Source organism: Actinoplanes sp. NPDC019969, from assembly GCF_055562375.1.
In genome coordinates this window covers 426617-453352 of the sequence record NZ_JBVHFK010000001.1, presented here as the reverse complement: position 1 = coordinate 453352, position 26736 = coordinate 426617, and the positions used below count along the sequence as shown (strand labels likewise).

At 71.0% G+C, this 26736-nt stretch carries 31 protein-coding genes; 16 read left to right on the top strand and 15 right to left on the bottom strand.

Features of this window, described 5'->3' with window-relative positions; translation table 11 throughout:
• Nucleotides 1–111: 111 nt before the first annotated feature.
• A complete protein-coding gene (otsB, locus tag ACZ3II_RS02115) occupies nucleotides 112–918 on the bottom strand; it encodes a trehalose-phosphatase (protein WP_465515772.1) in 807 nt (268 codons plus the stop codon).
• A gap of 275 nt (nucleotides 919–1193) precedes the next feature.
• On the opposite strand from otsB, the gene ACZ3II_RS02110 reads away from it, so the two are divergent.
• The 4 genes from ACZ3II_RS02110 to ACZ3II_RS02095 all read left to right on the top strand — a co-directional run bounded on the left by ACZ3II_RS02110 (nucleotide 1194) and on the right by ACZ3II_RS02095 (nucleotide 5029).
• The gene (locus ACZ3II_RS02110; protein ID WP_465515771.1) at nucleotides 1194–2606 is read left to right on the top strand and encodes a PhoH family protein; all 1413 of its coding nucleotides are present in this window, start codon (nucleotides 1194–1196) and stop codon (nucleotides 2604–2606) included.
• A gap of 197 nt (nucleotides 2607–2803) precedes the next feature.
• Nucleotides 2804–3502: an aggregation-promoting factor C-terminal-like domain-containing protein gene (locus ACZ3II_RS02105; protein ID WP_465515770.1), complete on the top strand. Its 699-nt coding sequence runs from the start codon at nucleotides 2804–2806 to the stop codon at nucleotides 3500–3502.
• Nucleotides 3503–3588: 86 nt separating this feature from the next.
• A complete protein-coding gene (locus tag ACZ3II_RS02100; protein WP_465515769.1) occupies nucleotides 3589–4350 on the top strand; it encodes a serine protease in 762 nt (253 codons plus the stop codon).
• Between the two features lie 55 nt (nucleotides 4351–4405).
• Entirely contained in the window at nucleotides 4406–5029 is a 624-nt protein-coding gene (locus tag ACZ3II_RS02095) for a rhomboid family intramembrane serine protease (protein ID WP_465515768.1), read from the top strand.
• Nucleotides 5030–5068: 39 nt separating this feature from the next.
• Here the strand turns inward: ACZ3II_RS02095 and glpX are convergent, their stop codons facing one another.
• Nucleotides 5069–6106: a class II fructose-bisphosphatase gene (gene glpX / locus ACZ3II_RS02090; RefSeq protein ID WP_465515767.1), complete on the bottom strand. Its 1038-nt coding sequence runs from the start codon at nucleotides 6104–6106 to the stop codon at nucleotides 5069–5071.
• 91 nt (nucleotides 6107–6197) lie between these two features.
• Between glpX and ACZ3II_RS02085 the strand changes: the two genes are divergently transcribed.
• A complete protein-coding gene (locus tag ACZ3II_RS02085; protein ID WP_465515766.1) occupies nucleotides 6198–6767 on the top strand; it encodes a DUF4245 domain-containing protein in 570 nt (189 codons plus the stop codon).
• On the opposite strand, the gene ACZ3II_RS02080 is transcribed toward ACZ3II_RS02085, so the two are convergent.
• From ACZ3II_RS02080 to ACZ3II_RS02070, 3 genes are read right to left on the bottom strand one after another with little or no spacing between them, the layout of a single operon-like run.
• Nucleotides 6764–6967, bottom strand: coding sequence for an exodeoxyribonuclease VII small subunit (locus ACZ3II_RS02080; protein WP_465515765.1), 204 nt, complete (start codon nucleotides 6965–6967; stop codon nucleotides 6764–6766). The two genes, ACZ3II_RS02085 and ACZ3II_RS02080, sit on opposite strands and share 4 nt — an antisense overlap.
• Nucleotides 6967–8178 (bottom strand): exodeoxyribonuclease VII large subunit, encoded by a 1212-nt coding sequence (xseA, locus tag ACZ3II_RS02075; RefSeq protein ID WP_465515764.1) that lies wholly within the window; start codon nucleotides 8176–8178, stop codon nucleotides 6967–6969. Before xseA ends, ACZ3II_RS02080 begins: the two co-directional genes overlap by 1 nt.
• Before the next feature lie 9 nt (nucleotides 8179–8187).
• A complete protein-coding gene (locus ACZ3II_RS02070) occupies nucleotides 8188–8685 on the bottom strand; it encodes a hypothetical protein (RefSeq protein ID WP_465515763.1) in 498 nt (165 codons plus the stop codon).
• 80 nt (nucleotides 8686–8765) lie between these two features.
• On the opposite strand from ACZ3II_RS02070, the gene ACZ3II_RS02065 reads away from it, so the two are divergent.
• Nucleotides 8766–9788 carry a 4-hydroxy-3-methylbut-2-enyl diphosphate reductase gene (locus tag ACZ3II_RS02065; RefSeq protein ID WP_465516581.1) on the top strand — a complete coding sequence of 341 codons (1023 nt, stop codon included), beginning with the start codon at nucleotides 8766–8768 and terminating at the stop codon, nucleotides 9786–9788.
• Here ACZ3II_RS02065 and rmuC read toward each other — a convergent pair.
• Entirely contained in the window at nucleotides 9781–10914 is a 1134-nt protein-coding gene (gene rmuC / locus ACZ3II_RS02060) for a DNA recombination protein RmuC (RefSeq protein WP_465515762.1), read from the bottom strand. The two genes, ACZ3II_RS02065 and rmuC, sit on opposite strands and share 8 nt — an antisense overlap.
• 54 nt (nucleotides 10915–10968) lie before the next feature.
• On the opposite strand from rmuC, the gene ACZ3II_RS02055 reads away from it, so the two are divergent.
• A complete protein-coding gene (locus ACZ3II_RS02055; protein ID WP_465515761.1) occupies nucleotides 10969–11703 on the top strand; it encodes a hypothetical protein in 735 nt (244 codons plus the stop codon).
• A 57-nt stretch (nucleotides 11704–11760) separates the two neighbouring features.
• On the opposite strand, the gene ACZ3II_RS02050 is transcribed toward ACZ3II_RS02055, so the two are convergent.
• The 4 genes from ACZ3II_RS02050 to ACZ3II_RS02035 all read right to left on the bottom strand — a co-directional run bounded on the left by ACZ3II_RS02050 (nucleotide 11761) and on the right by ACZ3II_RS02035 (nucleotide 17040).
• Nucleotides 11761–12312 carry a hypothetical protein gene (locus ACZ3II_RS02050; RefSeq protein ID WP_465515760.1) on the bottom strand — a complete coding sequence of 184 codons (552 nt, stop codon included), beginning with the start codon at nucleotides 12310–12312 and terminating at the stop codon, nucleotides 11761–11763.
• 70 nt (nucleotides 12313–12382) lie between these two features.
• A complete protein-coding gene (gene valS / locus ACZ3II_RS02045; RefSeq protein WP_465515759.1) occupies nucleotides 12383–14920 on the bottom strand; it encodes a valine--tRNA ligase in 2538 nt (845 codons plus the stop codon).
• Nucleotides 14921–14964: 44 nt separating this feature from the next.
• On the bottom strand, nucleotides 14965–15459 hold the full coding sequence (locus ACZ3II_RS02040; protein WP_465515758.1) for a methylated-DNA--[protein]-cysteine S-methyltransferase: 495 nt from the start codon (nucleotides 15457–15459) through the stop codon (nucleotides 14965–14967).
• 123 nt (nucleotides 15460–15582) lie between these two features.
• A complete protein-coding gene (locus ACZ3II_RS02035; protein WP_465516580.1) occupies nucleotides 15583–17040 on the bottom strand; it encodes a DNA-3-methyladenine glycosylase 2 family protein in 1458 nt (485 codons plus the stop codon).
• A gap of 137 nt (nucleotides 17041–17177) precedes the next feature.
• Here ACZ3II_RS02035 and ACZ3II_RS02030 point away from each other — a divergent pair, with 137 nt between their 5' ends.
• The 4 genes from ACZ3II_RS02030 to ACZ3II_RS02015 all read left to right on the top strand — a co-directional run bounded on the left by ACZ3II_RS02030 (nucleotide 17178) and on the right by ACZ3II_RS02015 (nucleotide 19793).
• Nucleotides 17178–17972, top strand: coding sequence for an alpha/beta fold hydrolase (locus ACZ3II_RS02030; RefSeq protein WP_465515757.1), 795 nt, complete (start codon nucleotides 17178–17180; stop codon nucleotides 17970–17972).
• A 22-nt stretch (nucleotides 17973–17994) separates the two neighbouring features.
• Nucleotides 17995–19080, top strand: coding sequence for a redox-regulated ATPase YchF (gene ychF / locus ACZ3II_RS02025; RefSeq protein ID WP_465515756.1), 1086 nt, complete (start codon nucleotides 17995–17997; stop codon nucleotides 19078–19080).
• Nucleotides 19081–19161: 81 nt separating this feature from the next.
• On the top strand, nucleotides 19162–19401 hold the full coding sequence (locus ACZ3II_RS02020; RefSeq protein ID WP_465515755.1) for a hypothetical protein: 240 nt from the start codon (nucleotides 19162–19164) through the stop codon (nucleotides 19399–19401).
• Nucleotides 19402–19466: 65 nt separating this feature from the next.
• Nucleotides 19467–19793 (top strand): hypothetical protein, encoded by a 327-nt coding sequence (locus ACZ3II_RS02015; protein WP_465515754.1) that lies wholly within the window; start codon nucleotides 19467–19469, stop codon nucleotides 19791–19793.
• Nucleotides 19794–19922: 129 nt separating this feature from the next.
• Here the strand turns inward: ACZ3II_RS02015 and ACZ3II_RS02010 are convergent, their stop codons facing one another.
• A complete protein-coding gene (locus tag ACZ3II_RS02010; RefSeq protein WP_465515753.1) occupies nucleotides 19923–20411 on the bottom strand; it encodes a GNAT family N-acetyltransferase in 489 nt (162 codons plus the stop codon).
• A 64-nt stretch (nucleotides 20412–20475) separates the two neighbouring features.
• Between ACZ3II_RS02010 and ACZ3II_RS02005 the strand changes: the two genes are divergently transcribed.
• Nucleotides 20476–21078 carry a TetR/AcrR family transcriptional regulator gene (locus ACZ3II_RS02005; protein WP_465515752.1) on the top strand — a complete coding sequence of 201 codons (603 nt, stop codon included), beginning with the start codon at nucleotides 20476–20478 and terminating at the stop codon, nucleotides 21076–21078.
• Between the two features lie 43 nt (nucleotides 21079–21121).
• Here the strand turns inward: ACZ3II_RS02005 and ACZ3II_RS02000 are convergent, their stop codons facing one another.
• A complete protein-coding gene (locus tag ACZ3II_RS02000) occupies nucleotides 21122–21748 on the bottom strand; it encodes a phosphatase PAP2 family protein (protein ID WP_465515751.1) in 627 nt (208 codons plus the stop codon).
• Between the two features lie 54 nt (nucleotides 21749–21802).
• Nucleotides 21803–22255, bottom strand: a complete 453-nt coding sequence (locus ACZ3II_RS01995; RefSeq protein WP_465515750.1) for a MarR family winged helix-turn-helix transcriptional regulator — start codon at nucleotides 22253–22255, stop codon at nucleotides 21803–21805.
• Between the two features lie 199 nt (nucleotides 22256–22454).
• Here ACZ3II_RS01995 and ACZ3II_RS01990 point away from each other — a divergent pair, with 199 nt between their 5' ends.
• From ACZ3II_RS01990 to ACZ3II_RS01980, 3 genes are read left to right on the top strand one after another with little or no spacing between them, the layout of a single operon-like run.
• On the top strand, nucleotides 22455–23327 hold the full coding sequence (locus ACZ3II_RS01990) for a G5 domain-containing protein (protein ID WP_465515749.1): 873 nt from the start codon (nucleotides 22455–22457) through the stop codon (nucleotides 23325–23327).
• 28 nt (nucleotides 23328–23355) lie between these two features.
• A complete protein-coding gene (locus tag ACZ3II_RS01985; protein WP_465515748.1) occupies nucleotides 23356–24189 on the top strand; it encodes a nucleotidyltransferase domain-containing protein in 834 nt (277 codons plus the stop codon).
• Nucleotides 24186–24920, top strand: coding sequence for a Type 1 glutamine amidotransferase-like domain-containing protein (locus ACZ3II_RS01980; RefSeq protein WP_465515747.1), 735 nt, complete (start codon nucleotides 24186–24188; stop codon nucleotides 24918–24920). Before ACZ3II_RS01985 ends, ACZ3II_RS01980 begins: the two co-directional genes overlap by 4 nt.
• A 132-nt stretch (nucleotides 24921–25052) precedes the next feature.
• Here ACZ3II_RS01980 and ACZ3II_RS01975 read toward each other — a convergent pair whose 3' ends face one another.
• Complete coding sequence (locus tag ACZ3II_RS01975) at nucleotides 25053–25259, bottom strand: hypothetical protein (RefSeq protein WP_465515746.1); 207 nt, start codon at nucleotides 25257–25259, stop codon at nucleotides 25053–25055.
• A gap of 245 nt (nucleotides 25260–25504) precedes the next feature.
• Between ACZ3II_RS01975 and ACZ3II_RS01970 the strand changes: the two genes are divergently transcribed.
• Nucleotides 25505–26392, top strand: a complete 888-nt coding sequence (locus ACZ3II_RS01970) for a hypothetical protein (RefSeq protein ID WP_465515745.1) — start codon at nucleotides 25505–25507, stop codon at nucleotides 26390–26392.
• 21 nt (nucleotides 26393–26413) lie between these two features.
• Here the strand turns inward: ACZ3II_RS01970 and ACZ3II_RS01965 are convergent, their stop codons facing one another.
• Nucleotides 26414–26725: a 4a-hydroxytetrahydrobiopterin dehydratase gene (locus ACZ3II_RS01965; RefSeq protein ID WP_465516579.1), complete on the bottom strand. Its 312-nt coding sequence runs from the start codon at nucleotides 26723–26725 to the stop codon at nucleotides 26414–26416.
• Nucleotides 26726–26736 lie beyond the last annotated feature (11 nt).

Below are 26736 nucleotides of genomic sequence, written 5' to 3'. Positions count from 1 at the left end.
GCTTGGCAGGCGGGAGCGACGGCTCGTGAACTTCGCGGGGCCGTGTGGGCCGCATTCGGCCCGGACCCCCGCGAACCTCGCGCGGGGGCGCTCACGGCGTACCGAAGAGGGTCAGAAGCGTTTCAGGTTTTCGGTGAGGAAGGCGGCGACCGCGTGTGGCGACTCCAGCGTGAGGTCCGCGGCGGAGGACACCTCGGCGCCGGTCTCCGGGTTGGCGACCGCGACGGCCATGCCGAAGAACGCCGGGTCGACGGCCTCCCGGGCGCGCAACGCGTCGAAGGCCTTGATGTCGGACATGTCGTCGCCGAAATACCAGGCGCAGCCGGCGTTGCGGACGCCCTCGGTGATGACCATGCCCTTGTCCTGGTCGACCGGGGGTTTCAGCTCGACGACCATGCGGCCGGCCTGGATCCGCAGGCCCAGGCGCTCGGCCTGCTCGTGGGCCCAGCGCTCGACGGCGGCCGCGTGCTCCGGGGCGGTCCGGTAGTGCAGGGCCACGGAGAGCCGCTTGTATTCCACCAGGATCTCGGCGGGCAGCTCGGTGCGGGCGCGCTCGGACAGCTCGGCCATGGCCGGCACGAACTCCAGCGCGGCCGGCTCGGTGACGACCTGGCCGTCGTGCCAGACCTCGAGCCCGTAGAGCCCGAACAGGTCGACGTTGGCCAGGGTCTCGAAGCGGGACCGCAGGAAACTGACCGGACGGGCGGAGACGATCGCCACCCGGGCGACGGCGCCGGCCAGCCGGTCCAGAACGTCGAGCACCTCGGGCACCGGCTGCGAGGCGTCCGGGTCGTCGGTGACGGGAGAGAGAACCCCGTCGAAATCGAAGAAGAACGTCGTCGCGGAAGCGCGTGAAACGGTGAACGCCCACGCCTCATCCGTGGTCAGCGGGTGTATCGGACGCGCAGTCTCAGCCACGCACGCCAGATTACCCGCCGATGGTCGTCTTTTATGCCCGGCGAATTCCCGTGGGTCGAGCGTCACCCTTGAGCGCCCGATTTTGCGCACTACCGCGGGACGTAGTTGACCGCTAGCGTTTGAGTCATGGCACGGGGTCATCCCGAGCCAGCCGGTTGGCCTGGACCTGCGACGACTGCGCCACGGGGACCGCATCCCGACTCCGTGCAGAGGGCCGGCCACCGGAGGTGGCGGACCGCGGGCGGACCGGGTTGCACGCCCGCTGGAGCAGGCCTGTGACATCTCGCCGTACCGATGCCGGGATCGACCAGAACCCGGCCGACAACGTGACCAGCAGCCGTGCCACCACCGGGCGCCGTAAGGCGCGGGACCGGCACGCCGACGCCGAACCCGCCCCCGCCGGCCGGGTCTTCGTCCTGGACACCTCGGTCCTGCTGTCCGACCCGGCGGCGTTCCGCCGGTTCACCGACCACGAGGTGATCGTGCCCCTCGTGGTCATCTCCGAACTGGAGGGGAAACGTCACCACCCCGAGCTGGGCTGGTTCGCCCGGCAGTCGCTGCGGATGCTGGACGAGCTGCGGATCAAGTTCGGCCGCCTGGACCAGCCGGTGCTCTGCAACGACGAGGGCGGCACGCTGCGGGTGGAGCTGAACCACGCTGATCAGAGCGTGCTCCCGCACGGGTTCCGCAACGACTCGAACGACACCCGGATCCTCTCGGTGGCGCTCGGGCTGGCCGCCGAGGGCCGTGAGGTCACGCTGGTCAGCAAGGACATGCCGCTGCGGGTGAAGGCCGCCTCGGTGGGTCTGACCGCCGACGAGTACCGGCACGGCCAGGCCAGCGACCCGACCTGGACCGGCATGGCGGATCTGGAGCTGGGTGAGGAGGAGGTGGCCGCCCTCTACTCCGGCGAGGAGCTGGAGGTGGAGGCGGCCGAGAGCCTGCCCTGCCACACCGGCCTGGTGATCCACTCGCCCCGTGGTTCCGCGCTGGCCAGGGTCAACCCCGACAAGAGCTTGCGTTTGGTACGGGGTGACCGCGACGCCTTCGGGCTTCGCGGCCGTTCGGCCGAGCAGCGGGTGGCGCTGGACATCCTGCTCGACGAGCAGATCGGCATCGTCTCCCTGGGCGGCCGGGCCGGCACCGGCAAGTCGGCGCTGGCGCTCTGCGCGGGCCTGGAGGCGACGATGGAGCGTAACCGCCACAAGAAGGTGGTGGTGTTCCGCCCGCTGTACGCGGTCGGCGGCCAGGAGCTCGGCTACCTGCCCGGCAGCGAGTCGGAGAAGATGTCGCCCTGGGCGCAGGCGGTCTTCGACACCCTGGGCGCGGTGGTGCACGCCAACGTGGTCGAGGAGGTGCTGGCCCGGGGCATGCTCGAGGTGCTGCCGCTGACCCACATCCGGGGCCGGAGCCTGCACGACGCCTTCGTGATCGTCGACGAGGCGCAGTCGCTGGAACGCAACGTGCTGCTCACCGTCCTGTCCCGGATCGGGCAGAACTCGCGGGTCGTGCTCACCCACGACGTGGCCCAGCGGGACAACCTGCGGGTGGGCCGGCACGACGGTGTGACGGCGGTGATCGAGGCGTTGAAGGGCCACCCGATCTTCGCCCACGTAACCCTCACGCGATCGGAGCGGTCGCCGATTGCTGAGGTCGTGACGGACCTTCTGGAGGAGATCCCGCTGTAGATCTTCCATAGCGCCAGCGCGGTGATTTCGTGCCGAATTCACCCGGTACGTCTTGTGATCAAAATCACATCACCGCGCTGGCGTTTCACATCCACTTCACGTTGGGCCAAGGTGTTCGGCGAGCAGCACGCGGCGCGGTCCGCCCCTGAAGGGGCCGGGAGCGCGCCGCTTTCTTGCCCCCGACGAAGGGAATCTTCGTGAAGCGGCTCTGGAGCCGGCTCGGTGTGCGCGTCCTGTCCGTCGGCCTTCTCGTGGCCGGCCTCGGCGGTGGCGTCTACCTCGGGCAGAACCGGGACGTGCAGACCCAGAGCATCTCCGCGCAGACGGTCGCCGTCGCGGATCAGGAAGAGCTCCAACTGCTGAAGACGCGCCAGGCCGACCACGCGGCGGCGCGGGCCCACCGGGCCGTCGCCGAGGAGGCCGCGGCCGTCGAGGCGGCCCGTGAGGTGAAGGCCGCCGCGTCCAAGGCGTGGGCGCAGGAGAAGAAGGCCATCGAGACCAAGCTGGCCGAGGAGAAGAAGAAGGCCGAGGAGGCCGAGGAGGCCGGCGGCCCGGTGGAGTACACCGGCGAGATCCCGGCATCCTGCAACGAGTACAGCGGCGCCCGCAAGACCGGCTGCGCCCTGATGCTCGGCGCCGGCTTCGGGCTCAACCAGTTCCCGTGCCTGGACAAGCTGTGGAAGAAGGAGAGTGGCTGGAACTACAAGGCCACCAACCCCAGCTCCGGGGCGTACGGGATCCCGCAGTCCCTGCCGGGCAGCAAGATGGCCTCGGCCGGTGACGACTGGAAGACGAACCCGGCGACCCAGATCAAGTGGGGCCTGGGTTACATCGAAGGCCGGTACGGCAGCCCGTGCGAGGCGTGGAGCCACTCGCAGAACGTCGGCTGGTACTGACGGCAAGCTTCCGGACGGGGCTGCGCGGCGTTCCGCGTGGCCCCGTTCTGCTGTGATCAAATGTCTGTATGGTCCGAAAAGCGGCTTTGTGCTTCTTCGTTCTGGTGCTGACCGGCGTCCCCGCCACGCCTGCACAGGCCGGAACCGGGCGGCCGCCGGTCCGTGAGGTGGTCGGCGGCAAACTCGCCGGCGCCGGCAGGTTCCCCTGGGCGGTCCGGCTCTCCATGGGCTGCGGCGGCGCGCTGACCGCGCCCCGGGTCGTCCTCACCGCCGGCCACTGCGTCGGCCCGACCGGCCCCAACGACCGGATCACCGTCACCGCCGGCGCCACCGACCTGCGTTCCCGGTCCGCGGTCGCGGTCCGGTCGGCCGAGGTCTACCGCTCCCCGGACTTCGTCACCGAGACCGCCGGCGACGACTGGGCCGTGGTCCGCCTGGAACGCGACCTGGCCCTGCCCACCCTGCCGATCACCGCCGACGACGTCGACCAGGGCACCTTCACCGTGATGGGCTGGGGACAGACCCGGGAGACGGCGGTGCGGCAGGAACATCGCCTGCACTACGCCGAGGTGCCGACCATCCCGGACGCCGAGTGTGCGGCGGCGTACCGCCGGTTCGGCGTGGAACTGGTCCAGGACGAGTCGATCTGCGCCGGACGGCACGGGGTCGACACCTGCCAGGGCGACTCCGGCGGCCCGATGGTCGGCCGCGACCGGACCGGCCGCTGGGTCCAGGTCGGCATCGTGAGCTGGGGGCTCGGCTGCGCCCGGGACGGGTTCTTCGGCGTCTACACGCAGCTCGCGAAGTTCCGGCCGGAGATCCTGGCGGCGACCCGGCGCTTCTCCTGAGCTGCGCCTTCGTTCTGGAGTGGCCGGGTTCGCGAGGGCCTGGGACCATCGATACATGGGTTACGGGTGGGCGGCAGACGCACAGGCCGACGAGTCGGCGCGATTCGGCACCGAGGCTTTCTACGCGGCACTGGGCCGGGCGTTCGTGACGATGTGCGCCGTGATCCCGCTGCTGTTCCTGATCGAGGGGATCGACGTCGCGCTCGGGGCGGGCACTCTCGACGTGGCCGGCGGGATCATCCCGCACGCCGTCGAGGGCATCGACGGCATCCTGTTCAGCCCGTTCCTGCACGCCGGCTGGGAGCACCTGTACGGCAACGCGGTGCCGCTCATCCTGCTCGGCACGTTCGTGCTGGCCGGCGGGGCGAAGCGGTTCATCTGGTCGACTCTGCTGATCATGGCGGTGGCCGGCGTCGGTGTCTGGTTCATCGGCGACCCCGAGACCGTGGTGGTCGGCGCCAGCGGCGTGATCTTCGGCTATCTCGGCCTGCTGCTGGCCCGGGGGCTGGTCGAGCGCAGCTGGTGGCACTTCGCGGTGGCCGGGTTCATCGGCCTGCTCTACTGGTACCAGCTGTTCAACGTGCTCCCCACCGACCAGCGGATCTCCTGGCAGGGGCATCTGCTGGGCCTGGTCGGCGGGCTGATCGCAGCGGTCGTCTTCCGCCGCCGCAAGATCTGAGCCGGTGGTCCGGGCGCGGCCCGGACCACCGCCGGTGCGTCAGATGACCGGGTCCCCGATCGGGACCGTCGGCAGGTGGCCGTCGAAGTCGACAGCCGAGTACACCGCCAGCTTCTCCAGGCGGTGGTAGGAGTCGATCACCCGGATCGTGCCGCTCTTGGACCGCATCACGATCGACTGGGTGTGCGCCCCACCCGACCGGTATCGCACGCCCTTGAGCAGGTCGCCGCTGGTGACACCGGTCGCGACGAAGAAGCAGTTGTCGCCGGTGACCAGGTCGTCGGTCTTCAGCACCCGGTCCAGGTCGTGCCCGCCGGCGATCGCCTTCTCCCGCTCGGCGTCGTCGAGCGGCCACAGCTTCGCCTGGATCATGCCGCCGAGACACTTGAGGGCGCAGGCCGCCGTGATGCCCTCGGGCGTGCCACCGATGCCCATCAGCACGTCGACGTCGGACTCCAGCCGGGCCGCCGAGATGGCGCCGGCGATGTCACCGTCCGAGATGAACTTGATGTTGGCGCCCGCATGCCGGACCTCCTCCACCAGCTTGCTGTGCCGGGGACGGTCCAGAATGCACACCGTCACGTCGGAGACGCTGGACCGCTTCGCCTTGGCGATGCGGCGCAGGTTCTCCTTGACACCGGCGTCGATGTCGATCACGTCGGCGCAGTCCGGCCCGACCGCGATCTTGTCCATGTAGAAGACGGCGCTCGGGTCGAACATCGCGCCGCGCTCGGCCACCGCCAGCACCGCGATCGAGCCGGGCATGCCCTTGCTCATCAGGGTCGTGCCGTCGATCGGGTCGACGGCGACATCCACCTCCGGGCCGGTGCCGTCACCGACCCGCTCGCCGTTGAACAGCATCGGCGCCTCGTCCTTCTCGCCCTCGCCGATGACGACGACACCGCGCATCTGGATCGAGTTGATGAGCTTGCGCATGGCGTCGACGGCGGCGCCGTCACCGCCGTTCTTGTCGCCGCGGCCGACCCACCGGCCGGCCGCCATCGCGGCGGCTTCGGTCACACGGACCAGATCGAGGGCGATGTTGCGGTCGAGGTCCTGGGGGACTCGGGCGGGCACGGCGGCCTCCTCGCATCGTTGCGGGGCAGTAAGTCTTCCGATCCTGGCATCTGAGGACGTGCCAAGTCTCGGTTCAGCGACATGGTTAACAATGGGAGCTGTGGAACCAGCTACCCCTCAACCTGCCGCCCCGGCGGAGAAGCCCCGGCTCGCCGCCCGGGAGGAGCGCCGCCCGCGCGACATGATCATGTCGCTGGCCGTGCTGCTGGTGCCGATCGCCCTGATCATGATCTTCTACCGGGTGGTGCTGGACGGCGACTCGCCGGTCACCGTGGACCCGTCCTCGGCGATCCAGCAGGCGTCGCGGGAGTTCACCGTGGCGCAGCCGGCCGGGCTCGGCGACGACTGGCACGTCTCGTCGGCGGTCTTCCGCAAAGCCGGCGGCGGGGCCACCCTCCGGCTCGGTTACGTCGACCCGGCCGACAAGCCGATCCTGCTGGTCCAGAGCACCGTCGACGCGGCCACCCTGGTCAAGGACGAGGTGTCCGACAAGCCGCAGCGGACCGACACGTTCCGCACCGACCGGCGCACGTGGATGCGTTACGACGGGCGGCCCGGCGAGATCGCGCTGATCTCGACCGAGCGGTCCCACACCATCGTCATCCTCGGCCAGAGCAACGACACCGCGAACGTGGAGAAGCTGGCCTCCGCGCTGTCCTAGTCGTCGCCGCGGGCGGCGCGGGCCGTCTCGATGCGCTCCCGGGCGCCGTCCAGCCAGCGGCGGCACACGTCGGCCAGTCTCTCCCCGCGCTCCCACAGGGCCAGCGACTCCTCCAGCGTGCCGCCGCCCTGCTCCAACCGCTCCACCACGGTCGCCAGCTCGGTGCGTGCCTGCTCGTACGTCAGGTTCTCGTCGGTCATCAGCTCTCCATCACTGCCGCTCGCAGCTCGCCCTCGGCGAGCCGGATCCGAAGAAGGTCGCCCGTGGACACCTCGTCCGCGGCGCGGACCACGTGCCCGTCGGGGCGTTGCACGATCGCGTAACCCCGGTCCAGCGTCTTGGCCGGGGACAGCGCCCGCAGCCGGGCCACGGTGTGCTCCAGCGCGTCGTCGGCGCGGCGCAGCCGGTGCTCCAGACTGCGGCCGGCCCGGTCCCGCAGGGCGGTCACCTCGGTGACCCGCTGGTCGATCAGAACCTCCGGCCGGGCCAGCACCGGCCGGGACAGCCACGACTCGATCCGCTGCCGCTCCCGGTCGATCATGCCGGTGACCGCCCGGTCCAGCCGCGCCCGCGCCTGGCCGATCAGCCGCTGCTCCTCGGCCAGGTCCGGCACGATCCGCTTGGCCGCGTCGGTCGGGGTGGAGGCGCGCAGGTCGGCCACGTAATCCAGCAGCGGCGCGTCGGTCTCGTGACCGATCGCGCTGACCACCGGGGTGCGGGCGCCGAACACCGCCCGGCACAGCGCCTCGTCGGAGAACGGCAGCAGATCCTCCACACTGCCGCCGCCCCGGGCGATCACGATGACGTCGACCGTGTCGTCACCGTCCAGCACCTTGAGCGCCTCGATGATCTGCGGCACCGCGTTGGCGCCCTGCACCAGCACGTTGATCACCCGGAAGTCCACCGACGGCCAGCGGCGCCGCGCGTTCATCAGCACGTCGCGCTCGGCGGCGCTGGCCTTGCCGGTGATCAGGCCGACCCGGCGGGGCAGGAACGGCAGCCGCCGCTTGCGCTCCCGGGCGAACAGGCCCTCCGCGGCCAGCAGCCGCTTCAGCTTCTCCAGGCGGGCCAGCAGCTCGCCGATGCCGACCTGACGGATCTCGTCGGCGCGCAGGCTCAGTGTGCCGCGGGCCGGATAGAACTCCGGTTTCGCGTGCAGGGTGACCCGGGCGCCCTCGGACAGGTCGGGGGCGCCGGCGTGCAGCACGTCGTGGTGGGTGGTGACGGTCAGGCTCAGATCGGCCGAGGGATCGCGCAGGGTCAGGAAGACCACGCCCGAGCCGGGCCGGCGGTTGATCTGGGCGACCTGCCCGTCCACCCAGACCCAGCCCAGCTTGTTGATCCAGGCCCCGATCTTCTGGCTGACGACGCGGACCGGCCAGGGCTCTTCGGCGGTGCTCGGCTCGTTCACCCGGCCAGATTACGTAAGCCCACCGACATTTTCGCCGGCACGTTCCGGGGTGGCGGCCATCGTCCGTACTTCGGCGTGACCCCCGTACCGGGAAAGGTCGACGGGGGTCCGCCGTTCCGGCAGGAACCGCTCCGCCTGTGCCACCGCCGCCGCCAGCAGCAGGCCCGCACAGCCCCAGAAGAGCAGATCGGTGCCCAGGTAGAACCGGTCCAGGCCGGCGCCCCAGAACGGGTACGGGTAGCCGTGCCGGCCGGGCAGGCTGGTCAGCGCCGCCGCGGCCACCACGATCCCGGCGGTGGCCAGCAGGCCGGCGCGGCTCGGCAGCAGCCGCTGCCGCAACAGCAGCAGCACCCCACCGGCCGCGATCGTCAGGTGGAACACCAGGTACGTCCGGCTCAGCCCGCCGTCCACCTCGACCGCGATGTCGAGCAGGCCGACTCCGAGAAGCGCCCAGCCGGTCATCACGCGGAGCACGGCCGGGACGGAGGGCCACAGGTCCGCGCTCATGAAACGAGTATCACGGTCGTTCCGGCCGAACCGGGGCGAAACGGTGCTGATCGTGTCCCGTACCCCGGCCTGTGGCGCTGATCGCAGAGAAGCGGGCGGCGGGAACCGGCACGTACCATGGCCGGGTGACTGAAGCTCGTAAACGGGTGTTGCTCGCCAAGCCGCGTGGTTACTGCGCCGGCGTCGACCGCGCCGTGCAGACCGTCGAGGAGGCGCTGAAGCTGTACGGCGCCCCGGTCTACGTGCGTAAGCAGATCGTGCACAACAAACACGTGGTCAGCACGCTCGAGGCCCGCGGCGCGATCTTCGTGGAGGAGAACTACGAGGTCCCCGAGGGCTCGACCGTCGTCTTCTCCGCCCACGGCGTCGCGCCCGAGGTGCACGAGCAGGCCCGCGAGCGCAACCTCAAGGCGATCGACGCCACCTGCCCCCTGGTGACGAAGGTGCACCACGAGGCCAAGCGCTTCGCCGCCGAGGACTACGACATCCTGCTGATCGGTCACGAGGGCCACGAGGAGGTCATCGGCACCGCCGGCGAGGCGCCCCGGCACATCCAGCTCGTCGACGGCCCCGACGACGTCGACAACGTCGTGGTCCGTGACCCCGCCAAGGTCGTCTGGCTGTCCCAGACCACCCTGTCGGTCGACGAGACCATGGAGACCGTCGCCCGGCTGAAGACCCGGCTGCCGCTGCTGCAGTCGCCGCCCAGCGACGACATCTGCTACGCCACGTCCAACCGCCAGCACGTGATCAAGGAGATCGCGCCCGAGTGCGACGTGGTGATCGTGGTCGGCTCCACCAACTCGTCCAACTCGGTGCGCCTGGTCGAGGTGGCCCTCGGCGCCGGCGCCCGCGCCGGGCACCTGGTCGACTACGCCTCCGAGATCCAGGACGAGTGGCTCGACGGCGCCACCACGGTCGGCGTCTCCTCCGGCGCCAGCGTCCCCGACGACCTTGTCATGGAGGTGCTCGCGCACCTCGCCGAGCGTGGCTTCGGCGAGGTCACCGAGTTCACCACCGCCGAGGAACGGCTCACCTTCTCCCTGCCGCAGGAGCTGCGCCGGGACATGAAGGCCGCCGCCGCGGCCAGAGCGGCTAGCTGAACTCCGGGGCTTGCGGCTGACGAGGAGCGATCTCCACCTGTACGGGTGGGAGCAACTCCTCGTCGGACACCCCCATCTCGGCCAGCTTGCGGGCACTCACCAGCACCCGTGACTCCAGCGACCCGACCGCCCGGTTGTACGCGGTGACCGCCCCCGACAGCGACGTCCCCAGCTTGTCCACATGGTCGCCGAGCGTCGACAACCGGGTGTACAGCTCCCGGGCCAGACCGTGCACCGCCGCCGCGTTCCGGGTCAGCGCCTCCTGCCGCCACGCGTAGGCGACCGTCCGCAGCATCGCGATCAGCGTCGCCGGGGTGGCCAGCACGATGTTGCGGCGGAACGCGTGCTCCATCAGCGCCGGATCCCGCTGCAACGCCGCGTCCAGGAACGGGTCGGCCGGCACGAACAGCACCACGAAATCCGGTGTCGACTCGAACGCCGACCAGTACCGCTTCGCCGACAGCGCGTCCACATGCATCCGCAGATGCCGGGCGTGCTGATCCAGGTGCCCGTCCCGGGTGTGCTCGTCACGGGCCTCCATCGCCGACAGATAGCCCTCCAGCGGCGCCTTCGCGTCCACCACGACGGTGCGGCCGCCGTACAACCGGACCACCAGATCCGGCCGCACCCCCTGCTCGTCGGTCGACGCCGTCACCTGCTCCGCGAAGTCGCAGTGCTCCAGCAGCCCGGCCGCCTCCACGATCCGCCGCAGCTGATGCTCACCCCACCGGCCCCGCACCTGCGGCGCCCGCAACGCCGCCACCAGTTGCCGGGTCTCGGTACGCAGCTCCCCGGAGACCGCCCCCATCGACCGCACCTGCTCCCGCAACTCGGCGTACGCGTCGATCCGGTCGTGCTCCAGCTGGGCCACCCGGTCCTCGTACCGCCGCAGCGTGTCGTGCAACGGCGCCACCGCCCGCGCCACCGCCTCCTGCGACTGGGCGGTCGCCTCGTACGTCAGCGCCCGCAACGACTGCTCGAGCCGCTGCTCGCCGTCGCGGGCGGCCTCCAGAGTGGCCTCCAGGCGGGCGATGTCGGTGGCCGCGCGGGCCCGGGCGGCCAGCCACCCGGCGGCCGCTCCGGCGGCGAGACAGGCGAGGACCACAGCCAGTGTCGAGAACGTCACCCTCGCAGATTGCCAGAAAGCCGGGACGAGACCGGCGGGGGTACCGTGGGAAACATGAAAGGCGTGTTGCTGATCCTGGCCATCGTCGTGGTGATCGGCCTGATCGTGGCGGTCACCCAGCGCGGCGCGGAAACGCGCCGGCAGACCCAGCTCGACGACGCCCGCGCCGACGCTCAGCGGTGGTACGAGCGCCTCGGCGGCCAGGTGATGAACCTGAGCTCCGACGACCCGGCCGCCCGCCAGGCCCTCGCCGACGCGGGCGAGCGCTACAACGCCGCCGGCGGCCAGCTGCAGATCGCCAACACGGTCCGGCAGTTCGAGCTGGCCCGCGAGTCAGCGCTGGAGGGCCTGACCTATGTGCGGGCCGCCCGCCTGGCGATGGGCCTCGACGAGGGACCCGCCCTGCCGCCGCTCGGCGCCGCCCACAACACCGGCCGGCTCACCCGCGAGCGGGAGGTGACCGTGCAGGGCCACTCCTACAAGGCAGGCCCGCGGCCCGGCGCCGACACGCCCTACTACTACCCGGGCGGCCGGGTGGAGGGCCGCCCGGTCCCGGCGGGCTGGTATTCGACGCCGGTGTGGCGGACGGCGCTCGGCGCGGGCGCCGGGGTGCTCGGCGGCATGCTGATCTTCGACGCCCTGTTCTCCCCGGAGTTCGGCGACTTCACCGGCACCGACTTCGCGGGCGGTGACTTCGCGGGCGGTGACTTCAACGGTGGTGACCTCGGCGGCGGCGATCTCGGCGGCGACTGGGGTGGCGGCGGCGACTTCGGCGGCGGCGACTTCTGACCGTGTGTGGAGTTGGGATGCGTATCGCGCCCGAACTCCACACACAGAAAACGGGCTCTACTGTGCTGCCGCGGCGTGCCGGTGCCGGTCGATCTCGCGGAGCAGGGCGCGCGGGCTCGGCCAGATCTGCGTCAGATCGGCGGTGAACGCCGGCCCTCGCGGCGTGTCCGCCATCGCCGGGCCACCCGAGTCACCCTCCTGCACCGGATGAACGCTGTCCAGGTCGGCCGGCACCACCTCGAGCACCGTCCGCAGCCCGTCCCGGCGGATCACCACGGCCACGACGTCCGACCAGTCCAGCAGGATCGGATCGGAATCCTGGCTGGCCAGCTCCAGCCCACCGGACGACACCCGCACCCAGGTCGGCAGGGCGGCCCGCGCCGAGACCGCATAGGCCCCGGCCACCCCCGCCCCCACCAGCGCCGCCTGCACGGCGATCACCCACCACGGGTCGCCGGAGTCCCCGGCGATCCAGCCGATCAGTGGCGACACCGCCAGATAGGCGGCCATCAGCACGGCGAACACCGTACCGAAGGTCCGCGCCGGCGACGACCGGAACAGCACCGCGTCCCGGGCCGGAGCCCGGACCTGCTCGGGAGCGATCGACATGCCTCCTATGGTGGACCACCGGCGGGCCCGCTGACCGGCGAATCCGCCGGTCAGCGAGCACCCGCCGAGGTCAGAAGGCGCAGGCGATCACCAGCTCCGGAGTGCGGTCGCGGAGCAGGTCGAGCTTGCCGATCCGGGCCGCCGCCCGGAAATCGCCGTCGATCAGCGCCAGCCGGTCCAGCATCTCCGCCGGGCCGAGCGCCTCCGCCAGCGGCACCTCGGTCCGCATCGACAGTTTCCGGTCCGACTTGGCCCGGCGGACCTGCCGCAACGCCTCACCGGCCAGATCCAGCAGCGACGGGTCGCTGTCCGGCGCGACACGGGTCAGCTCGTACCGCGTGGGCCAGGTCGCGCGGTGCACCGAACCGTACCGCCACCACGACCAGATCTCCTCGGTGACGAACGGCAGGAACGGCGCGAACAACCGCAACAGCACCGACAAGCCGGACGCCAGCGCGGCCCGGGCCGAATCGGCGCCCGGACCGGACCCGTACGCCCGGTCCTTGACCAGCTCGATGTAGTCGTCGCAGAACGTCCAGAAGAACGTCTCCGCCGCCTGCAGCGCGTCGGTGTGCTGGTAGTCCTCGAACGCCGCGGTCACCGCGACGACCACCTCGGCCAGACGGCCCAGCATCGCCCGGTCCAGCGGCTCGGTCACCGGCTGCCGCAGCGCCTCCGCCGCGCCCAGACCGAGCGCGAACTTCGACGCGTTCAGCAGCTTCGTCGCCAGCCGCCGCCCGACCTTCAACTGAGCCGGCTCGAACGTCAGGTCCGCGCCGGGACGGCCGAGCGCCGCCCAGTAGCGGACCGCGTCCGGCCCGTACTGATCAAGCAGTTGAGCCGGGGTCTCGACCGCGTTGCCCATCGACTTCGAGATCTTCTTGTGGTCCGGGTCGAGGATCCAGCCGGACAGGACGGCCCGCCGCCACGGCAGCCCGCCGTCGAGCTGACCGGCCCGCAGCACCGACGAGAACAGCCAGGTCCGGATGATCTCCTGACCCTGCGGGCGCAGATCCATCGGATACGTCCGGGCGTGCAGATCGCCGTCGGTGCTCCAGCCGGTGACGATCTGCGGCGTCAGCGACGACGTCGCCCAGGTGTCCATGATGTCCGGATCGGCGGTGAAGCCGCCCGGGACGCCCCGCTGCTCCTCGGTGAAGCCCGGCGGGCAGTCCGACGACGGATCGATCGGCAGCGCCGCGTCATCCGGAACCAGCAGCCGGGCGTAGTCAGGCTCGCCGGCCGCGTCGAGGGCGTACCAGACCGGGACCGGAACACCGAAGAACCGCTGCCGGCTGATCAGCCAGTCACCCGTCAGGCCACCGACCCAATGGTCGTACCGGTGGCGCATGCTCTCCGGCGTCCACCGCAGCTCCCGGCCCCGCCCCAGCAACTCCTCCCGCAGCTCCGGATCACGGCCGCCGTTGCGGATGAACCACTGGCGGCTCGTGACGATCTCCAGCGGCCGGTCGCCCTTCTCGTAGAACTTGACCGGATGCGTGACCGGCCGCGGCTCCCCGATCAGGTCACCGGACTCCCGCAGGATCCGGACCATCTCGCTCCGGGCCGCGTTGACCGTCAGACCGGCCAGGCCCTGATAGGCGGCGACCGGGACACCCGGCGGGGCGTCCGGCAGGAACCGGCCGTCGCGGCCCAGAACCACCCGCGTGTCCAGCTGCAGATCCCGCCACCAGGTGACGTCGGTCAGGTCGCCGAACGTGCAGACCATCGCGATGCCCGTACCCTTGCCGGGGTTGGCCTGCGGGTGCGCCAGAACCGGGACCTCGACATCGAAGAACGGCGTCCGGACCGAGGTCAGGCCCGCGAACCGGTCGTCGTCGGGATGACGGACCAGCGCGACACACGCCGGCAGCAGCTCCGGCCGCGTCGTGTCGATCTCGACCGGCCCGTCCGGGCCGTGAAAGCGCAGCTTGTGGTACGCCCCCGGCCGCTCCCGATCCTCCAGCTCGGCCTGTGCGACAGCGGTCCGGAACCCGACGTCCCACAACGTCGGCGCCTCCGCCGTGTACGCCTGCCCCGCCGCCAGATTCGCCAGGAACGCCCGCTGCGAGACCGCCTGCGCCGTCGACCCGATCGTCGTGTACGTCAGGTCCCAGTCGACCGACAGCCCGACCCGCCGCCACAACGCCTCGAACTGCTTCTCGTCCTCGACCGTCAGCCGCCCGCACAACTCGACGAAATTCCGCCGCGAGATCGACACCGGTTCCTTCGGCGGCGTGGCCGGTGGCTCCCACGACGGGTCGTACGGCAGCGACGGGTCACAACGAACCCCGAACAGGTTCTGCACCCGCCGCTCCGTCGGCAGCCCGTTGTCGTCGAAACCCATCGGATAGAAGACGGCCTTGCCGCGCATCCGCTGGAACCGCGCGACCGTGTCGGTGTGCGTGTACGAGAAGACGTGCCCGATGTGCAACGAGCCCGATACGGTCAGCGGAGGTGTGTCGATCGCATACACGTCGGCCCGCTCCTTGGAACGGTCGAACGCGTACGTGCCCTCCTCCTGCCAGCGCGGCGCCCACTTCCCCTCGAGCCCGTCCAGAGACGGCCGCTCGGGGAGACCGTGACGCCCGGTTCCCGTATCAGTCATGCCGGCCAGCGTAGGACCGTCCACGGCACGCTGCCACGCCTTTATCAGCTCGCCGACTCATGCTTCAGCAGCCATTCCTTCACGTGCAGGCCCCACCGGTAACCGCCGAGCGAGCCGTCCGTACGCAACACCCGGTGACACGGGGTGAACAGCGCCACCGGATTACGCGCACAGGCCGACGCCGCGCCGCGCACCGCTGCCGGGCGGCCGGCGAGTTCAGCGAAACCGGTGTACGTCACCGGGGCGCCCGGCTTGATGTCCCGCATCACCCGCCACGCCCTTGCCATGAACGCGCCGGCCGTGTGCTGCTCCACCTCGATCGCGTCGATCGCGGTCAGATCCCCGGTCAGGTACGCCGTGACGGCCGTGCGCACCTCGCCCGGATCGCCGGGCTCCACCGGCTCACGCAGGCCCGGATGGACCAGCGTCATCAGCTCGGCGACATCGGTGGTGAAACCGGCTGCTCGCACCGCGCCGGTCTTGCTGACGACCACGGTGAACGGGCCGATCGGGGTGTCCAAAGTCGAATGCACCAACATCGTTCGTCTCCTTGTCGGGGGTGTCCCAGCGTGGCCCGTCCCCGCGATCGCCGGGTCCGGCCCTGTGGACAGGTCGCCACTGTGGACAACCGCGGGCCGGGGCCGGGCGGCGAGTAGCTTCGGTCAGGCGGCGCGCCACAGGCGGATCAGGGCGTAGGAACGCCACGGGCGCCAGCGTTCGGCATGGGTGGCGAGGGCTTTCGCCGTGTCCGGCAGGCCCAGGGCGGTGGCGCCGCGGCGGGCGGCCAGATCGGTGGGGAGGAAGGTGTCGGGGTCGCCGATGGCGCGCATGGCGACGTAACCGGCGGTCCACGGGCCGATGCCGGGAAGGTCGGTGAGGCGGGCGGTGGTCTCGGCGCGGTCGGCGCCGGGATCGAGTTCGAGCTTGCCGTCGGCGACGGCTTCGGCGAGGGCGCGGAGGGTGGCACGGCGTGCGGCGGGCATGCCGAAGGCGGAGTCGGGCAGAGAGGCGATGACGTCGGCTGGGGGGAAGCCGGTGAGGTCGTGGGTGGTGGTATCGGTTTGGGGGATGGGGGTGGGTTCCCCCGAAGACACAGCCGCCTTCAGCATCCGCACCAGCGTCGTCCGCGCCCCCGCCACACTCACCTGCTGCCCGGCCACCGCCCGTACCGCCATCTCGAACCCGTCCGCCGCCCGCGGCACCCGCACCCCCGGCTCCGCCGCCACCGCCGCCCCGAGCGCCGGATCCCCCGCCAGCAGCCCGTCCACCGCCACCGGATCGGCGTCGAGATCGAACAGCCGCCGGCACCGGGCCACCGCGGGCGCCAGGTCCCGCACATCGCCCAGCCGCAGCGTCGCGTGAACCCAGCGGTCCCCCGGCTTGAGCGCGACGGTCGCGGTCCCGTTCGGGAGATTCAATCCTCTGCGGTACGTGTGACCGTCCACTTCGTCCACCCCCGGCAACGTCCGCGCCCCGAAGAATTCGAGCAGCGATGCCGTGTGCAGCGGCGGCCGGTACGCGAGCCGCAGATTGACCACGCCCGCCTCGCCCCGGGCCACCGGCCGTCGTTCCCGGAGCTGGCTGGGCGATCGCGCGTACACCTCGAGCATCGTGTCGTTGAACTGCCGGATGCTGCCGAACCCGGCCGCGAACGCGATCTCCGCCAGTCCCAGGTCGGTCGTCTCCACCAGGATCCGGGCGGTCTGTGCCCGCTGTGCCCGGGCGAGCGCCAGCGGCCCGGCCCCGAGTTCGGCGGTGAGGATCCGGTTGAGGTGCCGTTCGGTGTATCCGAGCCGCGCCGCGAGTCCCGGCACTCCTTCCCGGTCGACGATCCCGTCCCCGATGAGCCGCATGGCCCGGCCGACCGTGTCGGCGCGGGTGTCCCACTCGGGTGAGCCGGGCGCCGCGTCCGGCCGGCACCGGCGGCAGGCCCGGAAGCCGCCGCGCTGTGCGGCCGCCGCGCTGACGTAGAACGTGACGTTCTCCCGTTTCGGGGTGACCGCCGGGCAGGACGGCCGGCAGTAGATCCCGGTGGTGCGCACTGCCGTGTAGAAGCATCCGTCGAACCGCGGGTCCCGGCTGTCGACGGCCCGGTAACAGTGCTCGAAGTCCAGCTCCATGCCGTCGAGTCTGCTCCGGCGGCGGGTCTGCGGCTGGCGGGTTTCGGACATGACCGTCCGGGCCGGGGCCGCGTGGACAACACCGTACTGTCAACCGAAGTTGACGCGGGCTCATTCTGTCAACTAAGGTTGACGGCATGAGGGCTTTGGCGGCAAGGACGGACATCCGGTGGCGCGCCTTCGGTGGCGGCCCCAAGGTCGTGCTCCTGCACGGCGGCATGCAGACCTCGGCGAACCTCACGAAGCTCGCCCGCTCCCTCGCGACCCGCTGCACCGTTTACGTGCCGGACCGGCGCGGTCGCGGTCTCAGCGGTCCCGCGGCGCCCGGCCACGGCCTGCGGGCCGAGATCGACGACCTGGCCGCCGTGCTCGACGAGACCGGCGCGCGCAACGTCTTCGGCCTCAGCTCCGGCGCGGTGATCGCGCTGCGGGCGGCGATGGAGCTGCCGATCGAGCGACTCGCGCTCTACGAGCCGCCGCTCAAGCACGGCGACCACGATCCGGTCGCCTGGCTGCCGAGGTACGAGAAGGAGCTGTCCCGGGGCCGGCGGGCGGCTGCTTTCGTCACGGCCGCCAAAGGCACAGGCGATCTGCGGTACGCACCCCGCGCGGCCCTGATCCCGCTGCTCGGTGTCGCGATCCGGGCCGGCGAGGGCAAACGGATCGGTGACCTGATCCCGACGATGCGCCTGGACGCGGCCGTCGTCGAGGATGCGGCCGGGCCGTTGAGCATCTATGCGACGGTCACGGCCGAGACGCTCCTGCTGGGTGGCGAGCGCTCCCCGGCGTACCTCAAAGGGGTCTTGAACGGCCTGGAGCCCGTCCTGCCGCAAGTGCGGCGGGTGACCTTGACCGGTGTCGGGCACCTCGCCGCCGACGACGGTGGCAAGCCGGAGCTGGTCGCCGCCGAACTGCGGAAGTTCTTCCGATGACGCTTGCGTAGACTGGCGTTCCGTGAGCCTCAGCATCGGGATCGTCGGCCTGCCCAACGTCGGCAAGAGCACCCTGTTCAACGCCCTGACCAAGAACGACGTGCTCGCCGCGAACTACCCGTTCGCGACGATCGAGCCCAACGTCGGCGTGGTCGGGCTGCCCGACGAGCGGCTGGGGAAACTCGCCGAGCTGTTCAGCAGTGAGAAGATCCTGCCGGCGCCGGTGAGCTTCGTCGACATCGCCGGCCTGGTCCGTGGCGCGTCCAAGGGCCAGGGCCGGGGCAACGCGTTCCTCGCCAACATCCGTGACGCGTCCGCGATCTGCCAGGTGGTCCGGGCCTTCTCCGACCCGAACGTGCTGCACGTCGACGGCAAGATCTCCCCGGCCGACGACATCGAGACGATCAACACCGAGCTGATCCTGGCCGACCTGCAGACCGTCGAGAAGGCGCTGCCCCGCCTGCAGAAAGAGGCGAAGCTCAAGAAGGAGAAGGCCGCCACGGTGGCCGCCGCCGAGGCCGCGTTCAAGCTGCTCAACGACGGTGTGACGCTCTACCAGGGCGCCAAGGCCGCCGGTGTCGAGCTGGAGCTGCTGACCGAGCTGCACCTGCTGACGACCAAGCCCTTCCTGTACGTGTTCAACGTCGACGAGGCCGAACTCGGCAACGAGGCGTTCCTCGACGAGCTGCGGGCCCTGGTCGCCCCGGCCGAGGCCGTCTTCATGGACGCCAAGATCGAGTCCGAGCTGATCGAGCTGGACGACGAGGAGGCCCTGGAGCTGCTGCAGTCCACCGGCCAGTCCGAGCCCGGCCTGAACCGGCTGATCCGGGTCGGCTTCGAGACCCTCGGCCTGCAGACCTACCTGACCGCCGGCCCGAAGGAGGCCCGAGCCTGGACGGTTCCGGTCGGCGCGACCGCCCCCGAGGCGGCCGGCGTCATCCACTCCGACTTCCAGCGCGGCTTCATCAAGGCCGAGATCGTCAGCTTCGACGACCTGATGGCCGCGGGCTCGATGTCGGCCGCCAAGGCCGCCGGCAAGGTCCGCATGGAGGGCAAGGAATACATCATGCAGGACGGCGACGTCGTCGAGTTCCGCTTCAACGTCTGATCGATAGGGGCTGTTCCGGGCGCGCACGTCGCGCCCGGTCAGTTTTGCTCCGCTGCGGTAATACCATGGTATGGTCGCAGGATGGCGCGGACGAAGAAGGTCACGATCACGCTGCCCGCAGAGCTGCTGGAGAGCATGAAATCGCACACCGACAACGTCTCCGGCTACCTCACGGAGTTGGCCGAGAGGGCTGAGCGGCGCAGGCTCCTCCGTGCGGAGCTGGATCACTACCAAGGTGAGTTCGGTGCGTTCACCGCCGAGGAGATGGCTGAGGCCCAGGCGCTTCTGCATGGGGACGAGGAGATCGGGCGCGCGGCGTGAGTCTCGAGTCGCTCATTCTCGATTCGCAAGGATTCTCCGGGTGGATCGACCGGGATCGTAAGGTCATGCGGTTGCTGGAGTTGGCGGAGCGGGACGGGGCCGATGTGGCCATGTCAGCTGCCACGATCATTGAGGTGTCGCACTCCGGCGTGGACATCGCGCGGCTGAGCTGGCTGCTGTCCCGGATCCGGGTGGAGGCGGTGACCAAGGAGAGTGCCCGCCGGAGCGCGGGACTGTTGAAGGCGGCCGGATTGCATGGGCACAAGTGCGCCATCGATGCCATGGTCGCCGAGGTGGCGTTGCGACTGCCAGCGCCGGTGGCGGTCCTGACCTCCGACGTCGACGACATGCGGAAACTCTGCGGCGACAGGGTGCGGCTCGTGTCGCTGTGAGGGCCGTCAGCCGGCCTGGGGGCTGACGACGCGGTCGTCGTCGAACCAGACGTGGACAACGCCGTCGAGTGCGCGGGGCCAGTAGGCGGCCCCCGAGGGAATCGGAGTCGATCACGTCGTCGCCGGGCACTACCTCGACAGCGTCCCCGGGGTGTGAACAGTAAGCGTGCGCTCGTAGCAGACCGACAGGTCGGAGTCGGTGTACGCGCCGAACAGCGGGATCTCGTGGTAACCCTCCCGCTCGTAGAAACGCATCGCGTCCGGCTGGGCGGGGCCGGTCTCCAGGCGGATCATGGTCCAGCCGTGATCCAGGGCCGCTGACTCCAGGGCGCGCAGGATCGCCGTCGCGACGCCGGAGCCACGGCTGGTGGGGGCCACGTACATCCGCTTGATCTCGGCGGTCGTGTCGTCGAGGCGGCGGAGGGCGCCGCATCCGACCGGCTCGCCGGTGACCGGGTCCGCGGCGAGCAGGAACAGGTCGATGTCGGCGGCGGAGGGCGGGGTGCCGGGCTCGTGGTCGCCATGGCCGTAGCGGACGTCCAGCTCGGCGCGCTGAGCGGTGCGGAGCGCGGTTCCGGCGGGGTCGTCCCAGGGGCGGGGTTCGATGATCCAGGTCATGGTGTCCTCCGTTCGTAACAAGCGTTACGGTAACATCTGTTCCGGATATGGGGAGGTGCGACGCGTGTCACGTACGGCGGATCGGTCGGCACAGGGGGAGACGCTGTCCCGGGCGGTGTGGAGCGTGCTGGCCGAACAGGGGCTGGAACGGCTGACCGTGCGGGCGGTCGCGGCCGCCGCGGGGTGCACGACCGGCCTGGTCATGCACCGGTTCCCGAACCGGCGGGCGCTCCTGCTGCACGCCCGGCAGCTCCTCCACCAGGTCACCCGGGAGCGGGTGGAGCGCCTGGAGGCGGAGACCGGCGGCCCGCGGGCGGCGCTGCGGGCGGTGCTGCATCAGGGGATGGCACTCGACGAGAGCACCCGGCAGGAGGCCGTGGTGTGGACCGGGTTCCTCGCCGCGGCGGTCGCCGACGAGGAGCTGATCGACGAACACCGGCGCAACAACCGGTCCTGGCGCGAACGGATCGAACGGCTGGTCGTGGCCGCCGCCCCGGACTGGTCGCCGGAGCGCGCCGCCACCGTCGCCCTCGCGTTGATCTCGATGACGGAGGGCGTGGCCGTCTATGCGGCGGCGGATCCGGCCGCCTTCCCGCCCGCCGGCCAGGAGCGGATGCTCGACACCGCCCTGACCGCCTACGGCCTGGCGGACCCGGCAACTCCGTGATCGTGAGCCGGGGGTGGTGAACCGGAGGCGAGGAAGGGCGGGACTAGCGGAGAGCGGGGAAGACGGTGCTCGCGATGGTGGCGCCGACCAGGGCGCCGACGACCACCTGGGCCGGTGTGTGCGCGGTCAGCCGGACCCGGGCCCAGCAGCCGAGCAGCACCAGCGGAGCGCCGAGAAGGGCGACCGTGCCGTAGACCACCGTCAGCGCGGCGACCGTACCGGCGGCGACGCCGGCGTGGATCGACATCTTCCACCAGTGGGTGACCAGGGCGAACGCGGCCAGCCCGATGCCGCCGGCGGTGAGCAGGGCGAGGATCTCCCGCGGCGCGCCCAGGGCCAGCAGCAGGAGCAGCCCGGCGACCAGGGACGCGGTGCCGAACAGCAGCGGGATCCGGCGGTCGGCACGTTCCGGGATGTGGTGGTTGGTGAGGCGGCCGCGGCGTACGCCGTGCAGCACGTAGCCGAGCGGGATGACCGCCGCGAACAGCGCTCCCGGCAGGCCCCACCACCGCGACACGCCCGGCGCCTCCCCGGCGTGCCAGCCGACGACCAGCAGCAGCACCGCCACCAGGACCGCCGGCGCGAGCACTTCCGAGACGACCACCGCGAGCCGGTCGAGCGCTCCGGAAGGGGCGGCGGGACGGTCCTCGTCGACGGCGGTGTTCAGCACGATTCCATCATCGCAACCAGGACGGGGTGGACGGCGGAGGCGAGGCCCGGCGGGTCAGGTGTCCCGGCTCATCGCGTCGAACGCGGCTGCCAGGTGTTTCAGGTCAAGGCCGCCCAGGTGGTCGAAGATGTGCCGGCGGACGCTGGCGAGGTGCGTCGGCCAGGCCTCGCGCAGCCGCTCCATGCCCTGGTCGGTGAGGACGGCGTTGGCGCCGCGGGCGTCCTCCTCGCAGCGGATCCGGCGGAGCAGCCCGAGCGACTCCAGTTTCGCCGCGAGCCGTGTCATGCCGCTCAGTGACATGTCGCACGCCGTGGCGAGTTCGCTCATCCGCAAGAGGTGGCCGGGGGTTTCGGAGAGGTGGCGCAGCACCGCGTACTCGCTGGCGGACATGCGTTGCTCGCGGACCAGGTCGGCGTCCAGCGCCCGCGGCATGACCAGCAGGAACCGGCCGAGGGCGCGCATCACCGCCTCCTCGTCGGGGCTCAGTGGGGCGGGTGGCGGAACCATGGGGTTGATCGTACGACCGGACGACTACCCCGCCTTCTGTCGAGTTTGCGCCTCGCCGGGGCAACGCGCGGGGATGGTCATGGGGCGCGGCGGTCAGCATTTCGGGTGACAAGTGAACGTTTGCCTTCGAGCCGGTAGAAGTCACAATGCTTTGGTGCAAAACCAGACAACTAGTGCCTCTTTGCAGCATCTGCTCGAAATGCCACGAAAGTCTTGGTGGGCCCGACTGCCGTTCGGTGTCCGGATGGCCGCCGGCGCGAGCGCGATCGTCGTGTTCGTCGGTGGTGGGGTGGCCGGCGTCGCCACCATGACCGGCCCGCGAGCCGACGCCGCCACGCAGGCCGCTGCCGAACCCGACCTCGGCGCCCCGGTACTGGAGGAGAACCCCGAGGTGGTCAGCCGGGCCGCCGCCGCCGCGCAACCGCTGCCCCGGCGCCACTCCCACACCCCGGCGCCTGCCGTTCCCGTCCCGGCGCTCCCGCCGCCGGCCCGGCCCGCCGCCCCGGTGACCGATCAGCTCAGCCGGGCCCGGGTGGCCGACGAGCGCGCCGACCGGACCGGGCCGCGCTCCCTGCGTACCCCCGCGAAGAAGGCCCACCGCAAGCCGGTCGCCGCCGCGCCCGTCGTCACCACCCGCACCGATGTGGAGACCCGGCCCATCCCGTTCCACACCCAGGTGGTGCGGGACCCGTCGCTGCCGCGCGGCACCCGCCGGGTCGAGGTGGACGGCATGCCGGGCGAGCAGACGCTGCGGTACCTGGTCACGCTCACCGACGGCCGGCAGACCGCGCGGCGGCTGCTCGGCGCCGATGTCACGAAGCCGCCGCAGCACCGGGTGGTGGCCCTCGGCGCCCGCCGCCAGTCGGTCCTCGACCCGGCCTGTGAGCAGGCGCTGAACATCTGCATGCCACTCGGCCGGTCGGCGGCGTGCCCGCCCGGCGCGGCGGAGGCCCCGGCCGAGCCCGCGAGGATCGAGGAGTCCGGCGAGATCCTGATCGCCGAGGAGGACCTGGAACTGCTCGGGCCGGAGGGCCTGGACGCGCTGCGGCTGGAACCCGCGAAGCTGTGCTGATCGGCCCCGGGCCCGGCAGGATCAGGGCATGGCGCTGACCGATTCCGTTCTCGACGATCTCGCGCACCGGCTGCTGACCGTTCCCGGCGTCGTCGGGGTGGTCCTCGGCGGCAGCCGGGCCCGCGGCACCCACACCGAGGATTCCGACTACGACCTCGGGCTCTACTACCGGGCGCCGCTGGACACCGGGCGGATCGGTGAGCTGGCCCGGGAGGTCGCCGGGGCGGACGCCGGCGTGACCGGCACCGGTGAGTGGGGGCCGTGGGTGGACGGTGGCGGCTGGCTCAAGATCGGGGGGAGCGCCGTCGACTGGATCTACCGTGATCTGGACCGGGTGGAGCGGTGCTGGTCGGAGGCGGAACAGGGCCGGTACGCGTTCCACGTGCAGACCGGGCATCCGCTGGGCGTGGCCGATTTCTCGTACCCCGGCGAGCTGGCCCTGGCCCGCGTCCTCGCCGACCCGAGCGGAGACCTGGCCGACCTGCGACGTCGCGTCCAGGTCTATCCGCGCCCGCTGTCCGAGGCCCTGGTGACCGGCCTGTGGGAGGCCGACTTCCTGATCGGGCTGGCCCGCAAGGCGGTGTCCCGCGCCGACAGCGGGTACATCGCCGGCTGCCTGTTCCGGCTGGCCGGGGTGCTGGCGCACGCGCTGCACGGCGCGGCCGGCCAGTGGCTGATCAACGAGAAGGGCGCGGTGGCCGCGGCCGGCGCGCTGCCCGGCGCTCCGGTCCGGTTCCGGGCCCGGGTGGACGCGGTGTTCGCCGCGATCGAGGGCGACCCGCTGCGGCTGGCCACCGCGATCGACCTGGCCGCGGATCTCGTGCTCGAGACCGCCGACGCGTGCGCGATGATGCTGCGGTGACCGCTGACGTTCCCACCATCCTCGCCACCAGCGCCTTCTTCCGCCGCAGCAAGGTCAGTCCGCTGGCCATGCGCCCGGGCGCGATCCACTACCTGGCCGCCGAGCTGGCGAACAACACGACGGCGCCGAAGATCTGCGTGCTGACCCAGGCCACCGGCGACCCGGAGGCACGGATCGGATACCACTACGCGGCGTTCGCCGGCACCGAGTTCACGATGTCGCACCTGCAGCTGTTCCCGATGCCCAACGTCGACGACATCCGCGCCCACCTGCTCGCCCAGGACATCATCTGGGTCGACGGCGGCAGCGTCGCGAACCTGTGCGCGGTGTGGCGGGTGCACGGCCTCGACGAGATCCTGCACGAGGCGTGGCAGGCCGGGGTGGTGCTCAGCGGCGTCTCGGCCGGGTCGATCTGCTGGCACACCGGCGGCAGCACCGACAGCTTCGGGTACGAGCTGCGCGGCTTCACCGACGGGCTGGGGTTCCTGCCGTACAGCAACGGGGTGCACTACGACAGCGAGGAACGGCGGCGGCCGACGATGCACCGGCTGGTCGGGGACGGCACCCTGGCGGATGGCTTCGCCACCGACGACGGCGCGGGGCTGATCTATCGCGGCACGTCACTGTCCGAGGCGGTTGCGGATCGTGAGGGGCCGTTGGCGTACGAGCTCAAGCGTGCCGAGGACGGCTCGGTGACCGAGACGCCGTTGCCGACTCGGGTCCTGGCCTAGGCTGGGAAGGAGTCCGCAACCCGGAGGGGATCGGCTCCGTTGTCACTTCGGAGTCCATCGTGTGTGCGTAAGGAGAGCCATGTCCGTCAAGGGCGGCGAAGGCGGTAGCTGAGCGTGGTCTCGCCGGGGTGCCTAATGCAGGGCCACCGTGGCGAGACCGACCAGCACCGCGGAGAGCAGCATCGCCACCGCGAAGATGGCATTGTGGCTGATCAAGACCCTGCGACGGCGCGGCTGGCCCCCCTCACCCCCACCCGCCGCCGGGACCGGATCGAGGTCGTGGCCGAAGAAGTCGGCTCGGTACCTGCGGGTCAGCGGTCGTTGCAGGTGGGTCAGCACCGGTGATCGCCTCCGGGGGGTCGAGGATCGAAGTGCCTGATTGCGCTCGGGACTCTCGGTAGCATGCGTCGGCCCGGAAACGGCGGGCAACGGTTACTGGCGAGTAACCGTCCGAGGTGGCCCGGACTGGCATGACCGTTCCCCTGATCGGTCACTGGACATCGGGCGATCAGGCGTCCCGCCCCGTGGCCGGTCACTCTTTATGAGGATTTGTCGGTAAGGCATCTTTCGCCATCATTGGGACGATGCCGGATACTCCGTCGAAGTATCAAACCCTGTTCAGGGGCACCCTGAACGTCTCGGTCGTGCTCATCGGCCTGGCATCGGGCATCGCGCAGCTCACCGAGGTCCCCACCCCGGTCGGGCAATGGGTGCTGACCGCCGTCTTCCTGGCCTGCCTGCTCTACTTCGTGGTCCGCCTGTGGCAGATCGTCTTCGTCCTCAAGATCCGCGAGCTGAGGACCGACCTGAAGGACGTGACCGATCTGCTCGCCATGCAGCAGGCCGGGCACCGCCTGTACAGGGACGCCATCCAGCGGATCAGCGACCGGGAGAAGCCACTGTTCTCCGAGACCCTCGAGGTGCTCGTCGTGATCGGCTCGGACGACGACGGCGACCGGTTCGTGGAGAAACGGGTCACCACCCCGGAACCGCTGGTCACCCACCGGACCGTACGGCCGATCGTGCCGACCCACACCGACCGGCTGGCCCGGCTCGACGAGATATCGTTCAAGACCCTGCGACCGGTCGGCGGCACCATCACCGCGCTGCCGCTGGAGGAGAGCCGGCTGCTGCGGGTGTGGCTGATCTTCGATCCGGCGATGACCACGCCGACCGAGTGGCAGCTCGAATACCGGCCGGTCGGGCTGTGGCGGCCGCTGCGCGAACGCGGCTGGGACCAGCTCGTCTGGGAGGACCGGCTGCCCACCGCGAACGGGACGCCGTCCGCGTTCACCCGGTTCCAGATCACCTTCAGCTTCCCGGACGGCGACCAGCCGCCGAGCGTCAAGGAGCGGCAGGGGTACGGCCGGATCAGCGAGCCCGAACGGGATGCCCGCGGCCGCTGGGAGATCGTGTGGCGTGACGAGAAGCCCGCCGGCCGGCGTTACGTCTGGGACCTCACGCAGTCCTGAGTCGTCGCCCGGGCCGTGGCACTACGGCGTCTGGACCACCGTGCGGTAGAAATCCTCGATGCGGGCCGCCAGCGTGACCTCACCGTCGGTGATGCTGACGCCGTCCGGAGGACCGAGACAGATCTGAGTGTGACCGTTGCGCCGCACAATGGTCGGACGTATGTGGAGCGTGTCCGCGGCCACCTTGATCCGCTCGGTCAAGGCGGCGTGCTGGCTGTCGTCGCATGCCAGATCGCGGCGTATCTGAACACCGTCGCGGGTCCAGCCGCTCAGCAGCTCCAAGGCGTCGCTGAGATAATCCGAGCCGGAGTTCCGGCGTCTTCTGGCCCGCACTGCCGCACCCC